This is a genomic window from Thioclava sp. L04-15 (assembly GCF_002020275.1).
GTDB classification, from domain to species: Bacteria; Pseudomonadota; Alphaproteobacteria; order Rhodobacterales; family Rhodobacteraceae; genus Thioclava; species Thioclava marina.
This window is the reverse complement of sequence record NZ_MPZW01000008.1, coordinates 18064-36346: the sequence shown is the minus strand read 5'-3', so window position 1 is coordinate 36346 and position 18283 is coordinate 18064. Positions and strand designations below refer to the sequence as shown.

General features: G+C 62.6%; 15 protein-coding genes. 13 read left to right on the top strand and 2 right to left on the bottom strand.

The window, feature by feature from the left end:
- Nucleotides 1-86 precede the first annotated feature (86 nt).
- The 10 genes from BMI90_RS15365 (at nucleotide 87) to BMI90_RS15320 (ending at nucleotide 11203) form a co-directional block, all read left to right on the top strand.
- Nucleotides 87-737 carry an amino acid ABC transporter permease gene (locus BMI90_RS15365; protein ID WP_078530387.1) on the top strand — a complete coding sequence of 217 codons (651 nt, stop codon included), beginning with the start codon at nucleotides 87-89 and terminating at the stop codon, nucleotides 735-737.
- A 41-nt stretch (nucleotides 738-778) separates the two neighbouring features.
- A complete protein-coding gene (locus tag BMI90_RS15360) occupies nucleotides 779-1435 on the top strand; it encodes an amino acid ABC transporter permease (protein WP_078530386.1) in 657 nt (218 codons plus the stop codon).
- A 16-nt stretch (nucleotides 1436-1451) separates the two neighbouring features.
- Nucleotides 1452-2222, top strand: coding sequence for an amino acid ABC transporter ATP-binding protein (locus tag BMI90_RS15355; RefSeq protein ID WP_078530385.1), 771 nt, complete (start codon nucleotides 1452-1454; stop codon nucleotides 2220-2222).
- Complete coding sequence (locus tag BMI90_RS15350) at nucleotides 2219-3577, top strand: aspartate aminotransferase family protein (protein ID WP_078530384.1); 1359 nt, start codon at nucleotides 2219-2221, stop codon at nucleotides 3575-3577. The genes BMI90_RS15355 and BMI90_RS15350 overlap by 4 nt, the downstream gene beginning before the upstream one ends.
- Entirely contained in the window at nucleotides 3574-4266 is a 693-nt protein-coding gene (locus BMI90_RS15345; protein ID WP_078530383.1) for a CoA transferase subunit A, read from the top strand. The genes BMI90_RS15350 and BMI90_RS15345 overlap by 4 nt, the downstream gene beginning before the upstream one ends.
- A complete protein-coding gene (locus BMI90_RS15340; RefSeq protein ID WP_246831565.1) occupies nucleotides 4253-4906 on the top strand; it encodes a 3-oxoacid CoA-transferase subunit B in 654 nt (217 codons plus the stop codon). The genes BMI90_RS15345 and BMI90_RS15340 overlap by 14 nt, the downstream gene beginning before the upstream one ends.
- 8 nt (nucleotides 4907-4914) lie before the next feature.
- On the top strand, nucleotides 4915-6207 hold the full coding sequence (locus BMI90_RS15335) for an ArgE/DapE family deacylase (protein WP_078530381.1): 1293 nt from the start codon (nucleotides 4915-4917) through the stop codon (nucleotides 6205-6207).
- A gap of 8 nt (nucleotides 6208-6215) precedes the next feature.
- Nucleotides 6216-7391, top strand: coding sequence for an acetyl-CoA C-acyltransferase (locus BMI90_RS15330; RefSeq protein WP_078530380.1), 1176 nt, complete (start codon nucleotides 6216-6218; stop codon nucleotides 7389-7391).
- A 280-nt stretch (nucleotides 7392-7671) separates the two neighbouring features.
- Nucleotides 7672-8817, top strand: a complete 1146-nt coding sequence (locus tag BMI90_RS15325; RefSeq protein ID WP_078530488.1) for an alpha/beta fold hydrolase — start codon at nucleotides 7672-7674, stop codon at nucleotides 8815-8817.
- A complete protein-coding gene (locus tag BMI90_RS15320) occupies nucleotides 8798-11203 on the top strand; it encodes a plasma-membrane proton-efflux P-type ATPase (protein ID WP_078530379.1) in 2406 nt (801 codons plus the stop codon). The genes BMI90_RS15325 and BMI90_RS15320 overlap by 20 nt, the downstream gene beginning before the upstream one ends.
- 136 nt (nucleotides 11204-11339) lie before the next feature.
- Here the strand turns inward: BMI90_RS15320 and BMI90_RS15315 are convergent, their stop codons facing one another.
- Both BMI90_RS15315 and BMI90_RS18815 read right to left on the bottom strand, forming a co-directional pair.
- On the bottom strand, nucleotides 11340-11945 hold the full coding sequence (locus BMI90_RS15315; RefSeq protein WP_168172806.1) for a hypothetical protein: 606 nt from the start codon (nucleotides 11943-11945) through the stop codon (nucleotides 11340-11342).
- Nucleotides 11946-12411: 466 nt separating this feature from the next.
- On the bottom strand, nucleotides 12412-12567 hold the full coding sequence (locus BMI90_RS18815) for a hypothetical protein (protein ID WP_158521720.1): 156 nt from the start codon (nucleotides 12565-12567) through the stop codon (nucleotides 12412-12414).
- Between the two features lie 431 nt (nucleotides 12568-12998).
- Here BMI90_RS18815 and BMI90_RS15310 point away from each other — a divergent pair, with 431 nt between their 5' ends.
- The 3 genes from BMI90_RS15310 to BMI90_RS15300 are packed head-to-tail and all read left to right on the top strand — an operon-like array spanning nucleotide 12999 to nucleotide 17834.
- Entirely contained in the window at nucleotides 12999-13982 is a 984-nt protein-coding gene (locus BMI90_RS15310) for an HlyD family efflux transporter periplasmic adaptor subunit (protein ID WP_078530377.1), read from the top strand.
- Nucleotides 13979-16705: a ribosome-associated ATPase/putative transporter RbbA gene (rbbA, locus tag BMI90_RS15305; protein WP_078530376.1), complete on the top strand. Its 2727-nt coding sequence runs from the start codon at nucleotides 13979-13981 to the stop codon at nucleotides 16703-16705. The genes BMI90_RS15310 and rbbA overlap by 4 nt, the downstream gene beginning before the upstream one ends.
- 1 nt (nucleotide 16706) lies before the next feature.
- Entirely contained in the window at nucleotides 16707-17834 is a 1128-nt protein-coding gene (locus BMI90_RS15300; RefSeq protein WP_078530375.1) for an ABC transporter permease, read from the top strand.
- Nucleotides 17835-18283 lie beyond the last annotated feature (449 nt).

Genomic DNA, 18283 nt, shown 5'->3' with positions numbered 1-18283 from the left:
CTTATGGCTGATACGAACCGCGCCCGCCGCTGATTGCGGCGGCGGGCGCGGAAAACTTTTCTCAAGACGCCGGGACCCGCGAACGCATGGATACGGAACTGATCCTCAAGGTCTATCCCTATTTCCTCGAAGCCGCCCTGATCACGATCGAGCTGTCGGTCCTGACCATCGCGCTCGGGCTGATCTGCGGCGCGCTCGGCGCGACCGCCCGGCTCTCGCGCTTCAAGTCATTGCGCTTCTTGGGTGCGGCCTATGTCAGCTTCTTTCGCGGCACGCCCGCGCTGATCCAGCTGTTCCTGCTCTATTTCGGCGGCCCGCAGATCGGCATCCAACTTGATGCGTTCGAGGCCGGCGTGATCGGCTTGGGCGTCAATATCGGCGCCTACATGACCGAGACGATGCGCGGAGCGATCATCGCGATCGACAAGGGACAGGGCGAAGCCGCCCGCACCCTGGGCCTGTCGCGCTCGCAGGCCTTCCGCAAGGTGGTGCTCCCGCAGGCGCTGCGCCTGATGATCCGTCCGCTGGGCGTCAATATCAACGCGCAGATCAAGGGCACGGCGCTGGTCTCTGCGATCTCGGTGGTCGAACTGACCTATACCGCGCAGCGCTATATCGGCTCGACCTACAAACCCTTCGAGATGTTCTTCCTTGCCGGTGTCCTCTACCTCGTGATCATCACGATCACGGGCAAGGGCGTGGCCTATCTCGACCGCAAGGTGAGGCTGCCCGCATGAGCCTGACCTTCCCCCACCCCCAAGCGGCACAGGAGTAAGACATGGGACTCGACTTCTCCGTCCTCCCGCCTTTCTACGGCACGCTTGCTCTCGGCGTACTCTGGACCGTTGCGATCACCGCGGCCTCGGCTGTTCTGAGCTTCTTCGGCGGCATCCTTCTGGCGGTGATCGCGCTCTATGCGCCGATGGCGATCCGGTTGCCGTTCCGCTTCCTCGCGTGGCTCTTCATGGGCACGCCGTTGCTGCTGCAACTCTTCCTGATCTATTTCGGGCTCGTGCAGATCGGGATCGACCTTCCGGCCTTCGTGGCGGGCGTGATCGGTCTGGGCTTTCACTTCGCGGTCTATAACTCCGAGCTGATCCAGACCGCGATGATCGCGGTGGACAAGGGCCAGATGGAGGCCGCGCGCACGCTTGGCCTGTCGCGTCGCCAGGCGCTGATCAAGGTGGTGGTACCGCAAGCGGTGCGCGACGTGATCCCGCCGATCGGGAACAACATGATCGCGCTGCTGAAAGACTCCGCGCTCGTCTCGGTGATCGGGGTGTCGGAACTGACCCTCTCGGCGCAGCGTGCCATCGGCCAGACCTACCGCGCCTTCGAATTCTATGCGGCCGCCGCCGTCCTTTACTACATCATCAATCTCGGCATGGAAGCGGTGCTTCGCTGGTTCGAGAACCGCAACCGCCTCTATCGCTGAACCGGGAGATATCGACATGACCGCGCCCCATTCCTTCGTCGAGATCCGTCACGCGCAGAAATCCTATGGCACGCTCGAAGTGCTCAAGGATATCTCGCTCAATGTCGAGCGCGGCCAGATCGTCGCGATCATCGGCCCCTCGGGCTCGGGCAAATCCACGCTGCTGCGCGCGATCAACGATCTCGATCCGCTCACGGGTGGTGAAATCTGGCTCGACGGTGTTCAGGTGAACAAGGCCCTGCCGCATCGCCAGTATGAAAAGCACATCAACCAGATGCGCCAGGAAATCGGGATGGTGTTCCAGCACTTCAACCTCTTCCCGCATCTCACCGTACGCGAAAACGTCACCATGGCGCCGAAGCTTCTCAAGAAGATCTCGGACAAGGAGGCCGACAAGCTCGCCGAGGAACAGCTCGATCACGTCGGGATGCTCGAGCGGATCGACTATTACCCCGCGCAGCTTTCGGGCGGTCAGAAGCAACGCGTGGCGATTGCGCGTGCGCTCGCGATGAAACCCAAGCTGATGCTCTTCGACGAGGCGACCTCGGCGCTCGATCCCGAGCTGGTCGAGGAGGTGAACCTCGTGATGAAGAAGCTCGCACAAGAGCACATGACCATGATCATCGTGACCCACGAGATGGATTTCGCGGCCTCGGTCTGCGACCGCGTGCTGTTCATGGATCAGGGCGTCGTGGTCGAGGAAGGCCCGCCCGAGCAAGTCTTCCGCAACCCGACGCAAGAGCGAACTCGGAATTTCCTGCGCAAACATCTCGAAGGTGCGAAATGAGCGACGAACAGTCCCACCTGTTCTATCAGTCCCGTCAGCCCCGTCCGTTCCTGGACCATGGCGAGGGGATCTATCTCTACGATGAATCCGGCAAGCGCTATATCGACGGATCGTCGGGCGCGATGGTGTCCAATATCGGCCATTCCAATCCGCGCGTGCTCGCCAAGATGAAGGCGCAGATGGACAAGGCGACCTTCGGCTACCGCCTGCATTTCCGCACGCGTCCCTCCGAGGATCTGGCCGCCAAGGTGGCCTCGCTGATGCCCGAAGGGCTCGATCGGGTGTTCTTCGTCTCGGGCGGCTCCGAGGCGGTCGAAACGGCGATGAAGCTCGCGCGGCAATATGCGGTGACGCAAGGGCAGGGCAGCCGCTGGAAGGTGATCTCGCGCCTGCCCTCCTATCACGGGGCGACGATGGGCTCACTCGGCGTGACCGGAAGCCCGCTGTTCACCGGCCCATTCGCGCCGATGTTCGAAGAGATGCCGAAGATCGCGGCGCCGACCTGCTATCTCGACCGCGACAACCTCACCGAAGAAGAGCGCGGCCTCAAATATGCCGAGAAACTGCGCGAGCAGATCGAGGCGGAAGGCCCCGACACCGTCCTCGCCTTCCTCATGGAGCCGGTGGGCGGCGCCTCGACCGGGGCGCTGGTCGCGCCCGACAGCTATTACACCCGCATCGCCGAGATCTGCCGCGAATACGGCATCCTGCTGATCTTCGACGAGGTGATGACCGGGGCGGGCCGCACCGGCAAGTTCCTCGCAGCCGAGCATTGGGGGATCACGCCGGACATCATCGCCATGTCCAAGGGGTTCGGCGCGGGCTATGCGCCACTGGGCGCGGTGGTTGCGCGGGGCGATATGGTCGAGGCGCTCCTGAATGCGGGCGGCTTCCTTCATGGCTTTACCTATGCCGGAAATCCGCTGGCCTGCGCGGCAGGGCTGGCCGTACTCGAGGAGATGGAAGAGCACGACATCGTCGGCAATGCCGCGCGAATGGGCGAAGTTCTGAAGACCCGCCTGACCGGGCTGATGGATCGCTATCCCTTCATCGGCGATGTGCGCGGCAAGGGGCTTTTGCTGGCGTTCGAGCTGGTCTCGGATCGCGATATGATGAAGGTCCTGCCCAAGGAGTGGAACGCCCATTCTGAGCTGGTCGAACTGGCTTACGAGCGCGGGCTGATCATCTATGCGCGCCGCACGCGTGGCGGTTACGAGGGCGATCACTTCCTCGTCTGTCCGCCGCTGATCATCACCGAGCCGCAGATCGGTGAGATCATGGAGATCCTGACCGACGCGCTCGATGCCTTCGCCGCCAAGCACGACCTGCCGGTGATCGAGGAGGTGAGCGCATGAAGTTGCCCAACAAATCCACCACGCTCGAAGAGGCCGTGGTCGCGATCCCGCAAGGGGCGACGGTGCTCGTCGGCGGCTTCGGTGTGCCCGGTACACCCTTCACGCTGCTGCGCGAACTCGCCCGTCAGGGCCAGCGCGATCTGGTGCTGGTGAAGAACGACGCGAACGAGGCAGGCATGGGGATCGACCACCTGATCGCAAGAGGTCAGGTGCGCAAGCTGATCGTCACCCATCTGGGTCTCAACGCCAACGCCATCGCCGCGATGAACGAGGGTCGGATCGAGGTCGAGTTTTGCGCCCAGGGCATCCTCGCCGAGCGCATCCGTGCAGGCGGCGCGGGGCTGGGCGCGATCCTCACCGATATCGGCATCGACACCGAACTGGCCAAGGGCAAGCAGGTCGTCGAGATGGAGGGCCGCCCGATGCTGGTCGAGCCCGCCTTGCGGGCCGATGTGGCACTGGTCCACGCAACCACCGCCGATCCGTTCGGCAACCTCGCCTATGCCGCCACCGCGCGCAATTTCAACCCGCTCATGGCGATGGCCGCGAAACAGGTGATCGCCGAGACCGAGACCCTTGTTCCGCTTGGAGGCCTCGGCGCCGACGCGGTCGAGACCCCCGGCGCTTTCGTCGATCAGGTCGTGGAGCTGTCCGAACTTTCTCAGGAGTATGGCATTGTCCGACGCTAGATCCCGCATGGTGGCCCGTGCCGCGCGCGAGATCGCGCCCGGTATGGTCGTGAACCTTGGTATCGGCCTGCCGACCAAGGTGGTGAACTACCTGCCCGCCGATTTTCCCGTCTGCCTCCATTCGGAAAACGGGTTGACCGGGATCGGGCCGACCCTGCCTTACGACAAGGCGGACCGGAACCTGATCGATGCGGGCGGGGCCTATGTCTCGACGATCCCCGGCTCGGCCTTTTTCGACAGCGCGGTGAGCTTCGCGTTGGTACGTTCGGGGCGGCTCGACCTGACCCTGCTCGGCGCCTTCGAGATTGCGCAGAACGGCGATCTGGCGAACTGGAAGATCCCAGGCAAGTTTTCTCCGGGCGCGGGCGGCGCGATCGAATTGGCGCAAAAGGCGCGGCGCGTCGTCGTGATGACCACCCATTGCGACCGCAAGGGCAATCCGAAACTGCTGGAGGCCTGCACCCTGCCGCTGACCGCCAAGGGCCGCGTCGCGCGGATCTATTCCGACATGGCGGTGGTCGATGTGACGCCCGAGGGCTTCGCGCTGGTTGAGCTGGCCGAAGGTGTCTCGCTGCCCGAGCTGCGCGAGGCCACCGGCGCGCCGATCGCGATCCCCGCTGGCGATATTCCGACATTCTGAGGTGAGACATGGATCAAGAGCTGCAAACCCGCATCCTCTCGGCGGTCGATGACGCGTTCGACGACGAGATCGCCTTTCTGTCCGAACTGACCGCGTACCCGTCCACCCGTGGGCAGGAGCAAGGCGCACAGGATTGCATGGCCGGGGCGCTCAATGAGCGCGGTTACGAGGTCGACCGCTGGCAGATCGAGGTGGACAAGATCCGGAACCTGCCGGGCTTCTCGCCGGTGATCGGCGATTACGAGGACGCGGTGAACGTGGTGGGCAGCCATCGCAGCACGACCCGGAAAGGCCGCTCGCTGATCCTCAACGGTCATATCGACGTGGTGCCTGCGGGGCCCTTGGACATGTGGGACCGTCCGCCGTTCCAGCCGCATGTCGATGACGGCTGGCTTTACGGTCGTGGCGCGGGTGACATGAAGGCCGGGCTGGTGTCAAACCTGTTCGCGCTTGATGCACTGCGGTCGCTTGGCTTGGCGCCAGCAGCGGATGTGTTCTTCCAATCGGTCGTCGAGGAGGAATGCACCGGCAACGGCGCGCTGGCCTGTCTTGAACGCGGCTACAAGGCCGACGCCGCGCTGATCCCCGAGCCGTTCGAGGAAAAGCTGGTCAGCGCGCAGCTTGGCGTGATCTGGGCACAGGTGCATCTCAAGGGGCTGCCGACGCACGTTGCCTATGCGGGCTCCGGCGCGAATGCGATCGAGGCGGCGATCCCGCTGATTTCCGCGCTGCACGGGCTGGAAGAGCGTTGGAACGCGCCCGGCTGTCGGCATTCCGAATACGGTCACACCCATCACCCGATCAATCTCAACATCGGCAAGATCAAGGGCGGCGACTGGGCGAGTTCCGTGCCCGCCTGGTGCGTGTTCGACATGCGGATCGCGATCTATCCCGGTCAGGATATCGAAGCCGCGAAAACCGAGATCGTGGACACGATCATGGAGGCCGCGCGCTCCAACGCCTTCCTCAAGAACTCGCTGCCCGAGATCGTCTGGCACGGTTTCATGGCCGAGGGGTATGCGCTGGCGGACGACCGTTCGGAAACTGCCACGGCCGCCATCGGCTCGTTGGACGCGGCGCACGTGGCGGTCAACGGCTCGGCGCTCGACCGCATGGCGATCACCGCGACCACTGATGCCCGGTTCTTCGGGCTTTATGCCGACACTCCCGCTATGGTCTACGGGCCGCGCGCCGAGGCGATCCACGGCTTCAACGAGCGCGTCGAGCTGGAAAGCATCCGGCGCATCACCCAATCCACCGCCCTGTTCATCGCGGACTGGTGCGGTCTCGAAACCATCTGAGGTTCCCCATGCGCGACGCCGTCATCGTCTCCACCGCCCGCACACCGATCGGCAAAGCCTATCGCGGCGCGTTCAACAATCTCGAAGGTCCGGCGCTGGCCGCCCATGCGGTGAAGGCCGCCGTGGCGCGAGCAGGGCTTGAGGGCGGCGAGATCGAAGAGGCGATCTTCGGTTCGGCGCTCACCCAGGGCTCCACGGGCGTCAACGTTGCGCGCCATATCGCTCTGGCCGCGGGCCTGCCGGATACGGTTGCGGGTGTGACCGTGGACCGGCAATGCGCCTCGGGGCTCAACGCGATCGCCTCGGCCGCGCATATGGTGATGGCCGAGGGTGTCGAGGTGGCACTGGCGGGCGGGCTCGACTCGATCTCGCTGGTACAGAACAGCCATTGGAACGGCTATCGCTACCGCAGTCCCGGCGTGCCGGACGCCTATTACATGTCGATGATCGAGACGGCCGAGGTCGTGGCCGAACGTTACGGCGTCACGCGCGCGATGCAGGATGCCTATGCGCTGCAAAGCCAGAACCGCACGGCTGCGGCACAGGAGGCGGGGAGGTTCGATGCGGAAATTGTGCCGGTCGAGGCGGTGAAGCTCGTGAAAGACAAGACCACGGGCGAGACGCATGAAGAGGTGGTGCGGCTGGAGCTCGACGAGTGCAATCGCCCCGGCACGACACTGGACGGGTTGGAGAGCCTCAAACCCGTTCTGGGCCCCGAGAAATGCGTGACCGCCGGGAATGCCTCGCAGCTCTCCGATGGCGCTTCGGCCTGCGTGGTGATGTCGGGTGAGGAAGCGACAAGGCGCGGGCTCTCGCCGCTGGGCGCCTTCCGGGGTTTCGCGGTGGCGGGTTGTGCGCCGGACGAGATGGGGATCGGCCCGGTCTTCGCGATCCCGCGCCTGCTGGAGCGCACAGGACTGACCATCGAAGACATCGACCTGTGGGAGATCAACGAGGCCTTTGCGGCGCAGCTTCTCTATTGCCGCGACAAGCTCGGCATTCCCGATGAGAAGCTCAACGTCAATGGTGGCGCGATCTCTATCGGGCATCCCTATGGCATGTCGGGCGCGCGGATGGCGGGGCATATCCTGCTGGAAGGCAAACGGCGCTGCGCGCGCTACGGCGTGGTGTCGATGTGCATCGGCGGCGGTCAGGGCGCGGCGGGGCTGTTCGAGATCTTCTGAGCGCAGATTGAGGGCAATGGGGCAGATGCGCCCCATCGCCCGCTCCGCCGACCTTGTCGCCATCGAAGGGTGAGCCCCCTTGGCGCGAGCTCCCGTCACATTGCACCGAAGGGATTGAGCACACGCGAGAAACCCCTAGTTTGCTCTCGTCGCAATCCTCTCACCCCTTCGCACGAAACCTTCACGTTGCCGCGCGCACCTTCGGCTTTGCTTGCAATTTCAGCCTCGGTGGCGTTTCAAGAAGATACTGCAGTGCAGAAACTTCTTGCGAGTGTCGATCATGAGTGATGCAGAAAAGACGTATGAGCATAGCGTTCCCTTCTTCTGGCCGATGGCCGCCGCGATGGAGTGGCAGAAGATCGGGCTCGATGCGGTCGAGAAAGGGCTGACCTATCTCGACGAGGCCGCGAAGATCACGACCCCGCCCGAGCCGCAATGGGCCACGAAGAACCACGTGCTCCTCGACCTCGACACGATGCGGCTGCGCGATTTCGGCGGCACCGGCGGCGGCATCCCGGTGCTGGTCGATGCGCCTTATGCCGGTCACTCCTCGACCATCGCGGATTATGCGAAAGGCCAAAGCCTGATCGAGACGCTGCTGGCCGCCGGGCTGGGGCACGTGCTCTGCACCGACTGGAAAAGCGCGACGCCTGAGATGCGTGATTTCGACATCGACAAGTATCTCGCCGAGATCAATGTCGCGGTCGACGATCTCGGAGGGCGCGTGATGTTGGTGGGCCTATGTCAGGGGGGGTGGATGTCGGCGATGTATGCCGCGCGTTTCCCCGAAAAGGTCGCAGGCCTCGTTCTGGCCGGCGCGCCCATCGACACCGATGCCGGGCACGGGCCGATCCGCAAGCTCGCCCATCAGATGCCGCTTTCGGCCTATCAGGAGATGGTCGAGGCGGGAGAGGGCCGGATGCCGGGGCGCTTCATGCTCACGGGTTGGAAGAACATGCATGCCGATCAGCAATATTTCGGCAAGTTCGTTGACCTTTATCAGCATATCGACGATCGGAATTTCATGAAGCGCACCGAGCACTTCGAGAGTTGGTACGAGAACCCGATCGATCTGCCCGGGCGCTATTACCTGCAAGCCATCGACCTCTTGTTCAAACAGAACCTCTTCGCCAAGGGCAAGTTCGTCGGCCTGGGGCAAAAGCTCGATCTCGGCGTGATCACCTGCCCAACCTTCCTGCTCGCGGGAAAGAGCGACGACATCACCACGCGCGAGCAGGTTTTCGCAGCCGAGACGCTTCTCGGCACCAAGCGCGACGAGATCGTCTCCCGGCTGGTCGAGGGCGGGCATATCGGACTTTTCATGGGCAGCCATACCCTTGCGAATGTCTGGCCGGAAATCGGCCAGTGGCTCGGATCTCTCGGGGCCAAAGCTGGAGACACGCAAAATGGACCAGACCGTCACTGAGCCGCAGACCCGGAACGACCTGCCGAAAACGGACCGCAAGACCGGTCTGAGCACGGCGGAGGCAACGAAGCGGTTCGAGCGATACGGCCCCAATGCGCTCAAGAGTGAAGAAAAGACCCTGCTACAACGCATCGCGGGGTATTTCTGGGGCCCCATCCCCTGGTTGATCGAGCTTGCCGCAGGCCTGTCGCTCGTGCTGCGCGACTGGTCCGATTTCGGCGTGATCTTCGTGATGCTGCTGATCAACGCCGCCGTGGGGTTCAAGGAAGAGAGCAAGGCAAGTTCGGCCATCGCGGCGCTCAAGGCGCAGCTCGCGCCGAATGCCCGCGTGAAACGGGACGGGCAATGGCAGGAAATCGCCGCGCGCGAACTCGTGCCCGGCGATATCGTGCGCCTGTCGATCGGCCAGATCGTTCCGGCGGACCTGGACCTTTTCGAGGGCCAGTATCTCTCGGTCGACGAAGCGGCGCTGACCGGCGAGTCCCTGCCCGTCGACAAGTCGGTCGGCGACAAAGCCTTCTCGGGTTCGGTGATTAAGCTGGGCGAGATGACGGGCGAAGTGACCGCGACCGGAATGGAGACCTATTTCGGGCATACCGCGTCGCTTGTGCAGACCACGACCGGCAAGTCGCATTTCCAGAAGGCCGTGATGCAGATCGGCAATTTCCTGATCGCGGCTGCGCTGGTTCTTGTGGCGATGATCGTCATCGTCTCCTTCCAGCGGCACAATCCGCCGCTCGAGGTGATCCAGTTCGCCCTGATCCTGACGGTCGCTGCAATCCCTGTGGCCTTGCCGACCGTCTTGTCGGTGACGATGGCGGTGGGCGCGGAACGTCTGGCGCGGATGAAGGCAATCGTTTCGCGGCTCGTGTCGATCGAAGAACTGGCCGGGGTGGATGTGCTGTGTTCGGACAAGACAGGCACGCTGACGCTCAATGAATTGACCGTCGAGAACCCGCGCCCGGCAGAGGGTGTCGCGGTCGAGGATTTGCTGAGTGCTGCCGCGCTCGCCTGTGACCGCGATGCCCCCGATGCGATCGACACGGCGGTGCTTGCCGCGGCCGACAAGATTGCCCTGACGGCGATCGAAACCCTCGATTTCACGCCCTTCGATCCCGTCAGCAAGCGCAGCGAGGCCGAGGTGGCACTCGATGGAAAGCGCTGGCGGGTCGCCAAAGGGGCGCCTCAGGTCATCGTCGAGCTCGCCGCGATGGACGCCCACTTGCGCGAAGCGGTGGAAGGCGACGTCGAGGCGCTGGCACAGCAGGGTTACCGAGCGCTCGGGGCCGCAAGAAAGCTTGCGGACGCGGACTGGGAGTTTCTTGGCCTGCTGCCGATCATCGACCCGCCGCGCCCAGATGCGGCAAGCACCATCGCAGAGGCGCGCGAGATGGGGATCGACGTCAAGATCATCACCGGCGATCACGAGGCGATCGCGCGCCAGATCGCGGGCAAGCTCGACCTCGGGCAAAAGATCTATCCCGCCGGCGAGTTGCTTGACGGAGACCCCGCGACGGTCGAGGCCAATGTCCGCGCCGCGGACGGGTTCGCCCGCGTTCTGCCCGAGCACAAATTCCGCATCGTCGAAGCGCTACAGGCCGGACACTCGATTGTCGCGATGACGGGGGACGGGGTGAATGACGCCCCTGCCCTGCGCAAGGCAGATGCAGGCATCGCCGTGAGCGGGGCGACCGATGCCGCCCGCGCTGCCGCCGATCTCGTGCTGACCGACAAGGGCCTGTCGATCATCACCACCGCGATCGAGGAATCGCGCAGGATCTTCGCCCGGATGACAAGCTACGCCACCTTCCGCGTGGCCGAGACGATCCGGGTCCTGCTGTTCATGACGCTCACCATTCTCGTCTTCGATTTCTACCCGGTCACCGCGATCATGATCGTCCTTCTGGCGGTGCTCAACGACTTCCCGATCATGATGATCGCCTATGATAATGTCTCGGTCTCGCCGCGCCCGGTGCGATGGGACATGCGGCGCGTGCTGACCGTCGCGGCCACCCTCGGCGTGACAGGGGTGATCGAGACCTTCTTGCTGTTCTGGTTCGTCGATGCGCATCTCGGCCTGCCCCGCGACCAGATCCAGACGATCATCTTCCTGAAGCTTCTCGTCTCGGGGCACATGACGCTGTTCGTCACGCGCCACCAAAGCTGGTTCTGGCGCAGGCCCTTCCCGGCGCTGCGGCTTTTTGCGACGACCGAGGCAACGCAACTTCTGGGCACGCTGATCGCGGTCTACGGGCTGTTCGTGACCCCGATCGGCTGGAGCGTCGCCTTGCTGGTCTGGCTCTATTGCCTTGCGTGGCTTCCGCTTGAAGGCGCGATGGCGCTCCTCGTGCGCGGGTTCTACGATCGCAAATTCGCCGCCAGATGAAACAGGCTCGGATCATCGGCCAGCTCGGCGAATGATCCAGGTTGCATCGAAACCTGCGCACATTCCGCGACTGTCTGCTCAGAACGCAACGCCTCAAGAGCGATCTGCGCTCTGAAACGGGCCGCGGGCGGGGCTGTCAGTGACGGGGCGCCTCGGGTACGAGCATCGGCTCCGTGAACCAGCCCTGCGCGCGCTCCGACGAGAGCTTCGGCTGCGTCTTGGTGATGTAGCTTTCGAGAAACGAGACGAGGGCTCTGCGCCAGCGTCTTTCGACCTCGACCTCCAAATCCCTTGAAGCGCCGGAACGAACCTTGACGTCGACCGAGAAGTTCGAGGCGTCGAAGACGGCACGCTGGCCGAACAATTCCTGACGCAGGGCAGAGGTGAAAACATTTTCCGGCTGGCTCGGATCTGTGGAGCCGCTCAGGACCATCGGCGCCAGTTTCGCCTGCGCCGGAAGGCCGTCGGAAAAGCAAAGCTTGTATTTGGTTTTCACCGCGGTTCGGAAATCATCAATCACGACAAACAAATCAAGGTTAACGCGGCAAACATTCATGATCGAGAGCTCCTTCAAGTTCGCGCCGCCCGGCATCCGGGCGTGATCGCTCGTGGAATAGGGTGGATCACACGGGCTGATGGCAATGTTGTGTCTTCTTTTGGACAAGAATAGCACCGCTGTTGGATAGATCGTGAGCACGCTTCCGCAGCGAGACATCCGGCACGACTTTTCCATCCAACTCAATCGGGCCTAACTCCACTCTTGCACAATTGACAATCTTGACTGCGGCCCGCCAGCAACCGAGCCGCAGTTTCCGGATAGTACACGAAACGAAGCCATTCGTGCGTTGAAATATCCAGAACGTGTCCAATGACGGGGACCGGGTGGACACCAGCGCTAGCGCTGCGTCGGGATCAAACCTCATCGCGTGACGCCGCAAGGCTAATGGCCGCTGGCAGGCCGCTTCGACAGCGACCTTGGCGAAACCCGAGATTGCAGAGCAATCGTGACCCGCTTTACCGCATTCAGGGGGGTCGCTTACGAATACCCCGGGAGGACGCCCCCGCAGTGAAAGAGGGACTGCCTCACCATGCGCGAAAGGCGAAGCTCCCGCCGAGTTGACGGGAGCGCCTGCCCCGCCCTTGCACCCTGACTTACCATCGGGCGCAAGAGTACGAGGCCAAATTCTGATTTCGGGACGCGGAGGCCCTTACATCGGGTTTTCGATATGGGCAGTCATGTTGGGCACGTTGTCCGCACCAGCAACCGCCGCAGCTTCTTGCGTCTGGTCGCATGCCGCCAGCGCGCCCAGCGCGAAGGATACGAACAGCGCCAGCATTGCCTTGTTCGTGATCGTTTTTTTCATGTGTCATCTCCTTATGCGGGGGCAATCTCTTCCGCGCCCCAAAGTGAACCATATCGTTCACAAGCTTGCTTCGCACTTTGACTTCGATCAACAGGTTTTTGTGATGTGTGAGGGATTTATCGTATTTTTTTGCGAAGTGCCGACTATAGGCAAAAGGTCGAAAACCGGGAACCGCAAAGGCGAAAATCCGCATTCACCCGCTTTGCACTGCAAAGATTTAGCGGCGTATCAGAAACGCTCCGGCAAGCTTGGACGATCGTGACGCCTGCGCATGGCCGTTATGCCGTCTCGCTCTCGTTGACTTCAATAATTCGCTACTGCTATGCCAAAGGCATATGCTTCGCCGCAGCGCAGAAAAGCGCTGCCCTGCAGGATGACCGCCCGGCGACCCTTCGCCCGGTTGCGCCCCGCGAGAACTGGAGACAGACCCCATGCGATGGAAACCTGTATATCTCATCCTCGCGGCCATACTGGTGATCGCAGGGGGCGGATATTACTACTGGCTGGAAACGAAGACCCCTGCCCTGCCCGCAGGCTTTGCGATGAGCAACGGGCGCATCGAGGCCGAGCGCATCGATGTTTCCGCCAAGATGGCGGGCCGGATTTCCGAAGTTCTCGTCTCTGAAGGGGATTGGGTGAAGGCGGGAGAGACGGTCGCCCGGATGGATTCTGCGGAGATCGATGCCCAGCTCCGCGCCGCCGAAGCCGCCGTACTTCAGGCCCAACAACAGAAGATCCAGGCAGAGGCCCTGTCGAGGCAGCGCCTCTCCGAGGAGCAGTATGTCCAGAGCGAATTCGACCGCACGGCGAAGCTGGCCGCGAACGGCCACGCGACACAGGAGCAGCTCGATACCGTGCGCAACTCCCTGACCACCGCGCAGGCCGCGGTCGCCTCGGCTGCTGCGGGCATCGATCTCGCCAGCGCAACGATCGCAGCTGCGAATGCCTCGGTCGAACAACTCAAGAGCGTCCAGTCCGACATGGAGCTCAAGGCACCCCATGACGGGCGCGTGCAATATATCCTGATCAAGAGCGGCGAGATCGTCGCCGCGGGTGGCACTGTCGTAACGCTCACCGATCTGACCGATATCTACATGACGATCTTTCTGCCCGCGGCCGATGCCGGGCGGCTGTCGATCGGGGCGCAAGCACGGCTGATCCTCGATCCGATCCCCGAATACGTCATCCCCGCAACGGTGACTTTCGTCGCCAGCACAGCGCAATTCACGCCGAAATCGGTCGAGACTTCGGATGAACGCGAACAGCTGATGTTCCGCGTAAAACTGTCGATCTCCCCCGAGCTGCTGGAAAAATATCAGCAACAGGCGAAGGCGGGCGTGGCCGGGATCGGCTATGTGCGTGTGAATGACAGCGCGCAGTGGCCCGAGACGCTTCAGGTGAAGCTGCCACAATGACGCGCGCTCTGGTCGCAAGCCTGTCGGGCATCACCCACCGCTACGGCACCACTTGCGCGCTGGACAATGTAAGCCTTGATATTCCGGCGGGTTGCATGGCTGGGCTGATCGGGCCGGACGGGGTGGGTAAATCCTCGCTGCTGGCACTGGTCGCCGGGGTCCGCAAGCTGCAGACAGGCGAGGCAACGGTGCTGGGCGGCGACATTCGCGACCACGCCCATTTGCGGAGCTGCAATCACCGCATCGCCTACATGCCACAAGGTCTGGGGCGCAATCTCTACCCGACGCTGAGCGTGCGCGAGAACCTCGATTTCTTTGGCCGCCTCTTCGGGCAGCCCGAAGAAGAACGGCGCGTACGCATCGACGATCTGTTGCGGTCGACGGGCCTCGACCCGTTCCCCGACCGGGCCGCGGGTAAGCTCTCGGGCGGGATGAAGCAAAAGCTTTCGCTTTGCTCTGCACTGATCCACGATCCCGACCTGATGATCCTCGACGAGCCGACCACTGGCGTCGATCCTCTCTCACGCCAGCAATTCTGGGAACTCATCGAACGCATCCGCAGCGTGCGCCCCACGATGAGCGTGATCGTCGCCACAGCCTACATGGACGAGGCAGAGCGTTTCGACTGGCTCGCGGCGATGTCGAACGGTCAGGTTATCGCGACCGGAGCACCCGCAGAGATCCGCGCACAGGCTGGCGAATCTACGCTGGAGCACGCTTTCATCAAGCTTCTGCCCGAAGCCGAACGCGCAGGCCATCACGAGGTGATCGTGCCCCCGCGCACGCTCACCGACGGCCCGCCCGCGATCGAGGCGCAGGGCCTCACATGCCGTTTCGGAGACTTCACCGCCGTCGATCATGTGGATTTCAAGATCGAGCGCGGCGAGATCTTCGGCTTCCTTGGTTCGAATGGATGCGGCAAGACCACGACCATGAAGATGCTCACCGGCCTGCAGCCGAGCAGCGAAGGCAAGGCGCTGCTTTTTGGCGAAGAGCTCGATACTGGCGACATGGCGACACGGCGACGTGTTGGTTACATGTCGCAATCCTTCTCGCTCTACAGTGAGCTCAGTGTCCGCAGGAACCTCGAACTTCACGCCGAGCTTTACCAGCTGCCCGTGGAAACCCGCGCCCAGCGGGTTCGCGACATGCTCGAGACTTTCGACCTCTCGGAAGAGGCCGAGAAGAGCCCCGATGGTCTGCCGCTGGGCATTCGCCAACGCCTTCAACTCGCCGTGGCGCTGATCCATTCGCCAGAGGTGCTCATCCTCGACGAGCCGACATCGGGCGTCGATCCGGTGGCACGCGACAGTTTCTGGCAATACCTGATCGACCTGTCGCGCAATCACGGCGTCACGATCTTTGTCTCGACGCATTTCATGAATGAGGCGGAACGCTGTGACCGGATCTCGCTGATGCATGCGGGGCGGGTTCTGGCGGTGGGCTCCCCGAAGGATCTGGCGCGAAGCAAGGGCACGGACAATCTGGAAGACGCCTTCGTCAGCTATCTGCGCGAGGCCGATACGAGCTCAGATCACGCGCCCCAGCCCCCCGCCTTCCATGCCGACACCCAAAGCGCCGCGCCGCGAAATCGCATCTTCGACCCTGCCCGGCTATGGGCCTTTACGCGGCGCGAAAGCCTCGAACTGCTGCGCGACAAGATCCGCTTGAGCTTCGCGTTTTTCGGCCCGCTTATCCTGATGCTGACCTTCGGATATGGCATTTCCTTCGATGTTCAGGACCTGCCCTACGCAGTGTTCGATCAGGACCAGAGCGCCGAGAGCCGCGAGCTGATGGAAAGTTTCTCCGGCTCGCGCTGGTTTTCCGAACAGCCTCCCGCGACCAGCGCCAGCAATCTGAACGCCCGCCTGAAGAACGCGGAGATCGTCATCGGCATCGAGATCCCGCCCGATTTCGGCAAAGACCTTTTGCAGGGCGAAGATCCCGAGGTGCGCGTCCTGATCGATGGCGCGATGCCCTTCCGTGCCGAAACCGCGCGCGGCTATCTCTCGGGCCTTGCGGCCTCTTACATGTCAGATCAAATCGAGCGCACTTATGGACGCGTGATTGACACATCGGCCGCCAGCATCGAGACCCGGTTTCGCTACAACCAGTCCTTCGAAAGCGTCTATGCGATGATCCCCTCAGTGATCATGCTGATGCTAATCCTGATCCCCTCGATGATGTCGGCGATGGGGGTGGTGCGCGAAAAAGAGACCGGCTCGATCGCCAATTTCCGCTCCACCCCGGTGACACGGACCGAATTCATTCTGGGCAAGCAACTCCCCTATGTCGTGATCGCGCTGCTCAGTTTCGTCACGCTGATGATGATGGCTTATGGCGTATTCGGCGTGACGCCCAAGGGCTCTGTCGGCACCCTCCTGCTCGGGACGTTGCTCTACGTCATGGCGGCGACGGGCTTTGGCGTGCTGATCTCCGCCTTCACGCGCACGCAGGTGGCCGCGACCTTCGCCGCAGCCGTGATCTCAATCATTCCTGCGGTCAACTTCTCGGGGTTGTTGGTGCCCGTCTCGTCGCTTTCGGGCAGCGGGAGACTCATCGGTCTCGCCTTCCCGTCTGCTTGGTATCAACAGATCAGCGTCGGCACGTTCACCAAGGCCCTGGGCTTCGCTGAGCTATGGCAGAACCTCCTCATGCTGGCGGGGTTCGCGCTGTTCTTCGTCGCCGTGGCGATCCTGGCCCTTCGAAAGCAGGAGCGCTGAGATGAAAACTTGGCTCAGCAATGTCTTCCGGCTCGGTCTGAAAGAGCTCAGCAGCCTGCGCGCTGACCCCGTGCTGATCGTGCTGATCGTCTATATCTTCAGCTTCGCGGTCTACTCGGTGGCGACGGGCGCCAAACTCGAAGTGCTCAATGCCTCGGTCGCCTATGTCGATCAGGACCGCTCCGCCCTTAGCGGACGTATCCTGAGCGCGATCCTTCCCCCGGAATTCAATCCGCCAGACGAGATATCGGCCAATCAGGTCCAAGAGGTGATGGATCGCGGAAAATATGTCTTCGTCCTGACAATTCCGCCCCATTTCGAAGCCGATGTTCTGGCCGGATACCAGCCGGAAATCCTGCTCGATGTCGATGCCACGGCAATGGTGCAGGCGGGCAATGGCTCGGTCTTCCTGCAAGAGATCATCCTCGCAGAGGTCATGAAATTCGTCTCCGGCGATGACAGCACCAGCGCGCTTCCCATCAATCTTGTGGTGCGCACCTTGTTCAATCCCAACCGCAACACGGTCTGGTTTTCCTCGGTGATGCAGGTCATCAACAATATCACAATCCTATCGGTTCTGCTGACCGGCGCCGCGCTGATCCGCGAGCGCGAGCATGGCACGATCGAGCATCTTCTGGTCATGCCCGTCACGCCCTCAGAGATCATGGTCGCCAAGATCTGGGCCAACGGCCTTGCGATCATTGCCGCGGCGATCCTGTCGATCTTTCTGGTGGTGCAGCTGCTGTTGGGCGTGCCTGTTTCAGGCTCGATCCCGCTCTTCATTCTGGGGGCGGCGCTCTATCTCGTGTCGGTCACGGGGCTGGGCATCCTGCTGGCGACCTTTACCACGTCGATGCCCCAGTTCGGACTTCTGGCCTTGCCCGTTCTGGTCGTCATGAACCTCCTGTCCGGCAGCACGACGCCGATGGAATCGATGCCGGTCTGGCTGCAGAACGTGATGCAGATATCCCCCTCGACCCATTTCGTCGCGTTCTCGCAGGCAATCCTCTATCGCGGCGCAGGGCTTTCGATCGTCTGGCCCAACATGGTGATCATGTCAGTGCTGAGCGCGGCGTTCTTCGTGGTGGCGATCAAGCGGTTTCGTCGGACCATGGCCGCCGCGCATTGAACCGGATCGAATTGGAGCAAGGGCGGCCCGTCGCGCTGCCCGGTCGCCAGCTACCGGTCTTTCGTTTCGAATACCGGACCACCGGGAGGATGACCAACGCCTGTGTCATCGTGGCGCTCTCGTGAGAGCGTTCCCCTCAGCGCCCTGTGCCATGCCCGCAAGTCGGTTCGAGCCGGGGCGATACCGCGCGTGAGGAAGGCGTGAGGGACACGCGCGATCCAGCAAGGCAGCAGCGAGTTCCAATACAGCGGCCACATATCGTGACGCTGCTCATTCCAACCACGCATGCACCCCGAGCGGAGTCGTCAGTGCGTCTCGAACTCCCGACAATCTTCCAAAGATATCTTCAGGTAGCCCGACACATAGGTCCGGTAGGCGATCTCGGGGACACCTCGATAGAGAACGGTCTCCCCGTCACGAAAGTGAATCGACATCGCCCCGTTCTTCCA

What these genes read in the sequence shown, in the direction of transcription:
- BMI90_RS15365 (WP_078530387.1), top strand. Translation starts at nt 87, where the DNA reads ATGGATACGGAACTGATCCTCAAGGTCTATCCCTATTTCCTCGAAGCC.
- BMI90_RS15360 (WP_078530386.1), top strand. Translation starts at nt 779, where the DNA reads ATGGGACTCGACTTCTCCGTCCTCCCGCCTTTCTACGGCACGCTTGCT.
- BMI90_RS15355 (WP_078530385.1), top strand. Translation starts at nt 1,452, where the DNA reads ATGACCGCGCCCCATTCCTTCGTCGAGATCCGTCACGCGCAGAAATCC.
- BMI90_RS15350 (WP_078530384.1), top strand. Translation starts at nt 2,219, where the DNA reads ATGAGCGACGAACAGTCCCACCTGTTCTATCAGTCCCGTCAGCCCCGT.
- BMI90_RS15345 (WP_078530383.1), top strand. Translation starts at nt 3,574, where the DNA reads ATGAAGTTGCCCAACAAATCCACCACGCTCGAAGAGGCCGTGGTCGCG.
- BMI90_RS15335 (WP_078530381.1), top strand. Translation starts at nt 4,915, where the DNA reads ATGGATCAAGAGCTGCAAACCCGCATCCTCTCGGCGGTCGATGACGCG.
- BMI90_RS15330 (WP_078530380.1), top strand. Translation starts at nt 6,216, where the DNA reads ATGCGCGACGCCGTCATCGTCTCCACCGCCCGCACACCGATCGGCAAA.
- BMI90_RS15325 (WP_078530488.1), top strand. Translation starts at nt 7,672, where the DNA reads ATGAGTGATGCAGAAAAGACGTATGAGCATAGCGTTCCCTTCTTCTGG.
- BMI90_RS15320 (WP_078530379.1), top strand. Translation starts at nt 8,798, where the DNA reads ATGGACCAGACCGTCACTGAGCCGCAGACCCGGAACGACCTGCCGAAA.
- BMI90_RS18815 (WP_158521720.1), bottom strand. Translation starts at nt 12,567, where the DNA reads ATGAAAAAAACGATCACGAACAAGGCAATGCTGGCGCTGTTCGTATCC.
- BMI90_RS15310 (WP_078530377.1), top strand. Translation starts at nt 12,999, where the DNA reads ATGCGATGGAAACCTGTATATCTCATCCTCGCGGCCATACTGGTGATC.
- rbbA (WP_078530376.1), top strand. Translation starts at nt 13,979, where the DNA reads ATGACGCGCGCTCTGGTCGCAAGCCTGTCGGGCATCACCCACCGCTAC.
- BMI90_RS15300 (WP_078530375.1), top strand. Translation starts at nt 16,707, where the DNA reads ATGAAAACTTGGCTCAGCAATGTCTTCCGGCTCGGTCTGAAAGAGCTC.